General features: G+C 74.3%; 4 protein-coding genes. 3 read left to right on the top strand and 1 reads right to left on the bottom strand.

Annotation, left to right across the window (positions count from 1 at the left end; genetic code table 11):
• Window positions 1–4,100, bottom strand: a 4,100-nt coding sequence (locus I6A60_RS26985) for a type I polyketide synthase (protein WP_203055728.1), incomplete at its 3' end; no start/stop codon positions are given.
• A gap of 373 nt (window positions 4,101–4,473) precedes the next feature.
• Between I6A60_RS26985 and I6A60_RS26990 the strand changes: the two genes are divergently transcribed.
• From I6A60_RS26990 to I6A60_RS26995, 3 genes are all read left to right on the top strand, one after another.
• Window positions 4,474–5,286, top strand: a complete 813-nt coding sequence (locus I6A60_RS26990) for a thioesterase II family protein (RefSeq protein ID WP_238436327.1) — start codon at window positions 4,474–4,476, stop codon at window positions 5,284–5,286.
• Between the two features lie 421 nt (window positions 5,287–5,707).
• Window positions 5,708–5,812: a putative leader peptide gene (locus I6A60_RS44190; protein WP_374113488.1), complete on the top strand. Its 105-nt coding sequence runs from the start codon at window positions 5,708–5,710 to the stop codon at window positions 5,810–5,812.
• Between the two features lie 365 nt (window positions 5,813–6,177).
• Window positions 6,178–7,824, top strand: coding sequence for an ABC transporter substrate-binding protein (locus I6A60_RS26995; RefSeq protein ID WP_203055729.1), 1,647 nt, complete (start codon window positions 6,178–6,180; stop codon window positions 7,822–7,824).
• Window positions 7,825–7,944 lie beyond the last annotated feature (120 nt).

Consider the following 7,944-nt stretch of genomic DNA (forward strand, 5'->3'; position numbering starts at 1 on the left):
GGCCCGTCGGTCGCTCGCCGGGCCGGGGCCGCGGGGGGGGCGCCGAGCGCGGTACCGGGGCCGGGGGCGGGGACGGGGGCGCCGGCGCGGGGGCCCCGGCCGGCCGGGGCCAGGGCTCGGCGGATGACGTCGCGCTGGGCCGGTCCGTTCGGCGCGGTCAGGCCGTTGGACGCGCCGTCGGAGTTGACCGCGCTGCCGCGCACGACCGCGAGCACGGGGTGTCCCCGCCGGCGGGCGTCGGACAGCCGTTCGAGCAGCACCAGGCCGGCGGCCTCGCCCCAGGCCGTCCCGTCGGCGCCGGCGGCGAACGGCTTGCAGCGCCCGTCCGGGGCCAGGCCGCGCTGCCGGCTGAACTCGGTGAAGATGCCGGGGCTGGCCATGACGGTGACCCCGCCGGCCAGGGCCAGCGAGCACTCGCCGGCCCGCAGGGCCTGGCTGGCCAGGTGCAGCGCCACCAGCGACGACGAGCAGGCGGTGTCGATGGTCAGCGTCGGCCCGGCGAGTCCCAGGACGTAGGCGATCCGCCCGGAGGCGACGCTGGTGGTGCTTCCGGTGAGCAGGTAGCCGCTGTGCTCGGCCGGGGCCTCGTGCATGCGCGGGCCGTAGTCCTGCGCCATCACCCCGACGAACACGCCGGTCTGGCTGCCGCGCAGGGCGAGCGGGTCGATGCCGGCCCGTTCGCACAGCTCCCAGGCCGACTCCAGCAGCAGCCGTTGCTGCGGGTCGATCGCCGTCGCCTCACGCGGGTTCACGCCGAACAGCTCGGCGTCGAAGGCGTCCGCGTCGTGCAGGAAGCCGCCCTCGTGCACATACGAGGGCGCGGTGCCGGTGGCGTCCGCTGTGGCCAGGGCGGCGAGGTCCCAGCCGCGGTTGGTGGGGAAGGGGCCGATCGCGTCCTGGCCGGCCGCCAGCAGCTCCCACAGCTTCTCCGGGGTGTCCGCGCCGCCGGGCCAGCGACCGGCCGCCGCGACGATGACGACCGGGTCGTCGGCGTCGGCGCTCGGCCCGACGGGCGCCGCCAGGCCGCCGGGCCGGTCGCCGTCGGCGGTCCGCAGGTAGGCCAGCAGCGCCGCCGGCGTCGGGTGGTCGAACGTCACCGTCGCGGGCAGCGGGATCCCGCTCGCGCGGGCCAGCTGGTCGCGGAACTCCACGGCGCCCAGCGAGTCCAGGCCGAGGTCCTTGAAGGTCCTGCGCTCGTCCAGGCCCGCCGTCCGGCCACGGCCGAGCACGGCGGCCAGGCTGGACCGGACGAGGCGGCCGAGGTCCCGCGCGCCGTCCCGGTCCTGGTACTGCGCCGCCGGGGCGGCAGCCGGCTCGCGGCCCGCCGGCGCGGCCGGGACAGCCGTGGCCGGGAGAGGCTCGGTCGGGACAGGCGCGGCCGGGCCGCCGGCCGCTGCCCCGGGACGGCCTGGCTCGTCCTCCTGAGCCGAGAGGTCGTCCAGCCAGTAACGCTCCCGCTGGAACGGGTAGGTGGGCAGGTCGACCCGGTGGCGGCCAGGCGGCAGCGTCGCGGCCCAGTCGACCTCCACCCCGTGCGCGTGTGCCTCGCCGAGCGCGGTCAGGAAGCGGTCCGGGCCGCCGTCGTCGCGGCGCAGCGTGGCCACCGCGACGGCGTCCGCGCCCAGGGCCTCGATGATCTGGCGGATGCCAGGGGACAGGACCGGATGAGGGCTGACCTCGATGAACACCCGGTGGCCGTCGGCCAGGGCGGCCTGGATGGCCGGGGCGAAGCGGACGTCCTCCCGCAGGTTGCGGTACCAGTAGTCCGCGTCGAGGCGGCGTGGGTCGAGCCGGTCGCCGGTGACGGTCGAGTAGAACTCGGCCGAGGCCGGGCCGGCGGCGACGCCCTTCGCCGCCGCGAGCACCGCCGCGCGCAGCTCGGTGACCTGGGGTGAGTGGGAGGCGTAGTCGACCGGAATGGCGCGGACGTCGGCCCCGGCGGCCCGCAGCCGCGCGACCGCCTCGGCCAGGGCCGCCCGCTCGCCGGCCACCACGGTCGCGGCCGGCCCGTTCACGGCGGCCACGGCGACGCCCGGCAGCTCCCGCAGCCGGTCGCGGACCTCGTCGGCGGGCAGCGCGACCGACGCCATCCCGCCCCGGCCGGCGATCCGCAGCAGCGCCTGGGACCGCCGGGCCACCAACCGGGCCGCGTCGGTCAGCGACAGCGCTCCGGCCAGGTAGGCGGCGGCGATCTCGCCCTGCGAGTGGCCGACGACCGCCGCTGGCACCACGCCGGCCGCCCGCCAGAGGGCTCCCAGCGAGGTCATCATCGCGAACAGGGCGGGCTGGACGACGTCCACCCGGTCCAGGCCCGGAGCGCCGGGCCGGCCGCGCAGGACGTCGAGCAGCCGCCACTCGACGTGCTCCGCCAGCGCGTCCGCGCAGGCGGCGATGTGGTCGGCGAACACGGGGGAGCGGTCAAGCAGCGCGTCGGCCATGCCGGCCCACTGGGAGCCCTGGCCGGGAAGCACGAAGACGGCCCGCGCCGGCTGGTGGGCCACGCCGAGGCGCAGGCCGGCGTCCTGCTCGCCGGCGGCGAGCGCCGCGGTCGCGGCCAGCAGCTCGGACCGGTCGGCGCCGACGACGACCGCGCGGTGTTCGAACGTGTCCCGGGCCTGGCTCAGGGTCCAGGCGACGTCGGCCAGTGGGAGCGCCGGGTCGGCGTCGGCCGCCGCGCGCAGGTTCGCGGCCGCCGCGCGCAGCGCCGGCGCCGAGCGGGCCGACACCGGCCAGGCGACGGTGCCGCCGGTCACGACCGGCACCCGCTCGACCGGCCCCGGTCCGGCCGCCGTGGTCTCCTCGACCGACCCGGCCGGTGGGGCCGACAGGACGAGATGGCAGTTGGTGCCGCCGACCCCGAACGAGCTGACGCCGGCCACCGGCTCCTCGTCCGGCCGGGGCCAGCCGCCCAGCTCCCGCTGCACCCGCAGGCCCAGCTCGGAGAGCTCGATCGCCGGGTTGGGCTGGGCGAAGTTCAGGCTCGGTGGCAGCTCGCGGGCCCGGATGGCCAGCGCCGTCTTGAGGAACCCGGCGATCCCCGCGGCGCCTTCGAGATGGCCGATGTTGGTCTTGACCGAGCCGACCCGCAGCGCGTCGGCCGGGCGGCGCCCGCCGCTGACGGCCCGGCCCAGCCCGGCCGCCTCGACCGGGTCGCCGACCTTCGTCCCGGTGCCGTGCAGCTCGACGTACTGGACCGCCCCTGGCTCGACTCCGGCCCGGGCCAGCGCCCGGCGGATGACCGCCGCCTGGGCGTCGGCGCTGGGAACGGTCAGGCCCGCGCCGCCGCCACCGTCGTGGTTGACCGCGCTGCCCCGCACGACGCAGTAGATCCGGTCGCCGTCGGCCAGCGCCCGGTGCAGCGGCTTGAGCACGACGACGCCGCCGCCCTCGCCGCGGACGTAGCCGTTGGCCCGGGCGTCGAAGGTGAAGCACCGGCCGTCCGGGGACAGCCCGCCGAACCGCTCGGCGCCGCGGGTGACCGTGTCGGCCAGGTTGAGCTGCACCCCGCCGGCCAGGGCCAGCTCGGACTCGCCCGAGGCCAGGCTCTCCACGGCCAGGTGCACGGCGACCAGCGACGAGGACTGCGCCGTGTCGACGGTGAGGCTGGGGCCGCGCAGGTCGAGCGCGTAGGACACCCGGTTCGCGATCAGGCCCCGGCTCACCCCGGTGAGGGTGTGCCGGGTGACGGCGGAGTCGCCGTAGCCCGCGAGCAGGCTGGCGTAGTCGTCGGAGACCGCGCCGATGAACACGCCGGCCGCCGCGCCGGCGAGCCGGCCCGGGACCACGCCGGCATCCTCCAGCGCCTCCCAGGCCAGCTCCAGGACGAGGCGCTGGCGCGGGTCGATCGCGGCAGCCTCCCGCGGGGAGATCCCGAAGAACTCGGCATCGAACCCGGCCGGATCGGCCAGGTGGCCGCCGCGGCCGCGGGCCGGGTCGTCCCGGACGGCGTCCGTCCCGGATCGCAGCAGGCGCCAGAACGCGGCCGGGTCCGGCGCGCCGGGCAGCCGGCAGGCCACCCCGACGACCGCCGCCGGCGGGCTGGCGTCGCGACGGCCACCGGGCGCGGTAATACCGGTCCGGACCTCGTCCGTTTTCGTCATAGAACGTCGTGCCCCCTCGCGGTCAACCGGGCCCCGGCCGAAATGCCAGGATGTCGATTCGGGTCGCCGTGCCGGCTGTTTCGCCGCCGTCGCCCGGACGGCCGGCCGCGGCGGGCTTAGACCACACCGACGGTTTGGCGAGAAGCCGTCAACGGCCGCGCGGCCCGCCCTCGACTATTCGTCGAAGGAGGCGTGATGGTGAACCCCTATCTTTTCCCCCTATCGGGGGCATGTGACGCGGGTTACTTCGCCGGCCCGGCGGGAATCGGCGATCTGACGACGCCGTTACCGTTGGCTCGCGTGAGATCGCCAGTGGTGGCGCCGGCCGCCACCTGCCGGCTATAAATCGATTGGCAGAAAGGAACGTGTTCCCATGCCGCCGTCCCCCGGGCAGCCAGCGCCTGAGCACGACCGCTGGATCCGTCGTTTTCATCGCGCGCCGGACGGCGCCCGTCAGCTGGTGTGCTTTCCGCACGCCGGCGGGGCCGCGAGTTACTTCTTCGCCGCGTCACGGGCGCTGGCGAACGCGCGGTTGCCCGTCCAGGTGCTGGCGGCGCAGTATCCCGGCCGCCACGACCGCCGCCACGAGCCGGCGTTCGAGCGGGTCGACGCGCTGGCTGACGCGGCGGTGGCCGCGCTTCTCGCCGGTGGCCGGCTCGACCCCGACCGGCCGCCCGCCCTATTCGGCCACAGCATGGGCGCCGTGGTCGCCTTCGAGGTCGCGCGACGACTGGAGCGGGACGCCGGCGTCGTCGCGGCCGGTCTGTTCGTCTCCGGCCGGCGCGCGCCGTCGACCCGGCGGGCCGAGCGAACCCACCTGCTGGACGACCGGGGCCTGGTGGACGAGCTGCGCAGGCTCAGCGGGACCGAGGGGGACCTGCTCGACGACGACGAGATCGTCGCCATGATCCTGCCGGCTGTGCGCAGCGACTACCGGGCCATCGAGACCTACCAGGCGGACCCCGGTGCGCGGGTGAACGTGCCGGTCACCGCGCTGGTCGGGACCGACGACCCGCTGACCACGATCCAGGAGGCGGCGGCCTGGCGTGAGCACACGACCGCGGAGTTCGGGCTCCAGGTGCTGCCGGGCGGCCACTTCTACCTCAACACCCAGCTCTCGGCGGTGCTCGACATCGTCGCCGGCCCCGGCGCCGCGGTATCCGCGCGACGCGACCATCGGGTATGACCCGGCCAGCTGGCCGGAGTGCCACCGCATCTCCGGCAGGTGGCGGCGTTTGTCAACCCTAGAAAACCCTTACTCGTCGCGGGTCCGGGTGGGGGGTCCGACCCCGGAACACCCCAGGCTGGGGCGCGGGACTGGCCGCGTGGTCGCCGCGCCGAGCGGGCCTGGTCGGCCAGGTCTTGCCTGGTCAGACGGCGGCGCCCCGGGCTCGGGGCTTGCGTGCACGGCCGAGTCCACCCCGAACCCCTGTGTCCGGCATCACATATGGACCGGTATCGGCCTCGATAGTGCCCTGGTTAGCCTCTGCGCCGTGGGGGTGAATGGATACGGCGCCCAGCGCGCCAGGCAGCCAGAACGGCTGTCTGGGCTCTTTGGGTCTGCCCAGGCGAGGCCACGGGGATACTCGGCGGCCCTGCGCTTTCGCATGCCCGCCCCGGGGGGCGAGCCGCGCGCGCGTTTCCTCACCACTCGGCGGCACATCGACCTGCTCCGGGTTGCGAGCGCCTCCTGTCCCGCCGGCCCCCGCTGATTTCCTAGCACGGCGGTGTGTCCCGCCCGCTGAAACTCGGCGTGGGCTGCATGAAAACCCCGGCGCCCTCATCCGCGCGATGAGCGGGCCGGGCTGGGTCACGGTCGAAAACTGAGGACCGGTCCCCTTGGCCCGTTGTCCCGGCTCATTGGCCGGAGGGTATTCGGGCGCGTCATTCCTGCCAGGTCCCGACCGTCGGGCCGGTGCCGCGCCATGTTTTCCTCGTTGATTTCTCAACGAATCCTTCTCTATTCGCGCGCCTCCTGACCCAGTCGCGCGCCGCTCGTCGAGGGCGATGGAGAAGGCGAACTGTCCTGGACCTCTTCGCGCGCCGGATTTCGCCCGGCGATTCATATGGAGTACTGATGCGTTCTAGACCTGTCCTGGCCGGCGTGGCCGCGTTGGCGGCCACGGCCGCGATGCTGCTCGCCGCGTGCGGCTCCGGCGGGAGCTCGGCGGCGGCGCCCGCCAGCCAGCCCCGCGCGGGGGGCAACCTCACCTACGCGCTCGACGTCGAGCCGCAGTGCTTCGACGCGGCGGTCAGCCCGCAGGACGTCACCGGGGAGGTGGATCGCAACATCCTCGACTCGCTGGTCTCCGAGGACACCAAGGGCACCTTCCACCCCTGGCTGGCCAAGTCCTGGGACGTCTCCAAGGACCTGACGACCTACACCTTCCATCTGCGCAGCGGGGTGAAGTTCACCGACGGCACCACGTTCGACGCGAACGCGGTCAAGGTCAACTTCGACCGGATCGTGGCGCCGACGACCAAGTCGCAGTACGCCTCCAACCTGCTCGGCCCGTACACCGGCACCAAGGTCATCGACCCCAGCACGGTCCAGATCAGCTTCTCCAAGCCGTTCGCGCCGTTCCTGCAGGTGGCGGCGACGGCCTACTTCGGCTTCTACTCGCCCGCCGCGATCAAGAACCACCCCGAGGGCTTCTGCGTCGGCGGCCCGGCCGCCGTCGGGACCGGCCCGTTCACCTTCACCAGCGCCACCAAGGGCCAGAGCATCGTGTTCAGCCGCAACCCGGACTACAACTGGGCCCCGGCCGACAGCACCCACACCGGGCCGGCCTACCTGGACAAGGTGACCTACCGGATCCTGAGCGAGCCGGCGACCCGGATCGGCTCGCTGACCAGTGGCCAGGTCGACGGCATCCAGTCCGTCCCGCCGTCGAACGTGGCCAGCCTGGCCTCGAACAAGTCGATCAATGTCTACAAGAAGGACAACCCGGGCGGCGTCTACAACCTCTATCTGAACGTCACCCGGCCGATCCTGTCCGACCAGCGGGTGCGCCAGGCGATCCAGCGCGGGATCAACATCGACCAGAACGTCAAGACGGTCTACTTCGGCCAGTACAACCGCGCCTGGAGCCCGATCTCCCCGGCCACACCCAGCTACGACCCGAAGCTTGAGGGCAGCTGGCCGTATGACCCGGCGCTGGCCAACAAGCTGCTCGACGAGGCCGGCTGGACCGGGCGGGACTCCGCCGGCTACCGGACCAAGGACGGCCAGCGGCTCACCGTGGTCTGGCCCTCGACGCCCTCGGCCAGCAACCGTGACTCCCGCGACGTGCTGGCCCAGGCGATCGTCGCCGACCTGAAGAAGATCGGCATCGAGATCTCCCGCCCGAGCTTCGACGTCACCACCTATCTGACCAAGGCCTACGCGAGCGAGTTCGACGTCCTCGACACGTCCTGGGCCCGCTTCGACCCCGACGTCCTGCGCCTGTTCTTCAACAGCGCGAGCCGCGGCTCGAACGGCCAGAACGGGGCCTTCCTGGCCGACGACCAGGTCGACCAGTGGACGAACGCTGGCGCGCAGACCCTGGACACCGCGACGCGTAACGACGTCTACGCGAAGACCCAGCAGCGGGTCATCCAGCTCGCCGCTGACGTGCCGGTCTACGTCCCGCGGTCGCTGTTCGCCACCCAGTCCACCGTGCAGGACCTGGCGTTCTCGCCGAACTCCTGGCCCCAGTTCTACGGAACCTGGCTGTCCAAGTGACCACTGGCACGGTCGAACTGATCGAAGCCCCGGCCGGCGGCGCCATCTGGCGGCCCCCGCGGGGGGCGGGGGGGGGGCCCCCCGGGGGGGGGGGGGGGGGGGGGGGGGAAGGCGCGGCCC

The sequence above is a fragment of the Frankia sp. AgB1.9 genome (assembly GCF_016786355.1).
Taxonomy (GTDB): Bacteria; Actinomycetota; Actinomycetes; order Frankiales; family Frankiaceae; genus Pseudofrankia.

Coding starts and splice junctions, on each gene's coding strand:
- I6A60_RS26995 (WP_203055729.1), top strand. CDS start 6,178: ATGCGTTCTAGACCTGTCCTGGCCGGCGTGGCCGCGTTGGCGGCCACG.
- I6A60_RS26990 (WP_238436327.1), top strand. CDS start 4,474: ATGCCGCCGTCCCCCGGGCAGCCAGCGCCTGAGCACGACCGCTGGATC.
- I6A60_RS44190 (WP_374113488.1), top strand. CDS start 5,708: ATGCCCGCCCCGGGGGGCGAGCCGCGCGCGCGTTTCCTCACCACTCGG.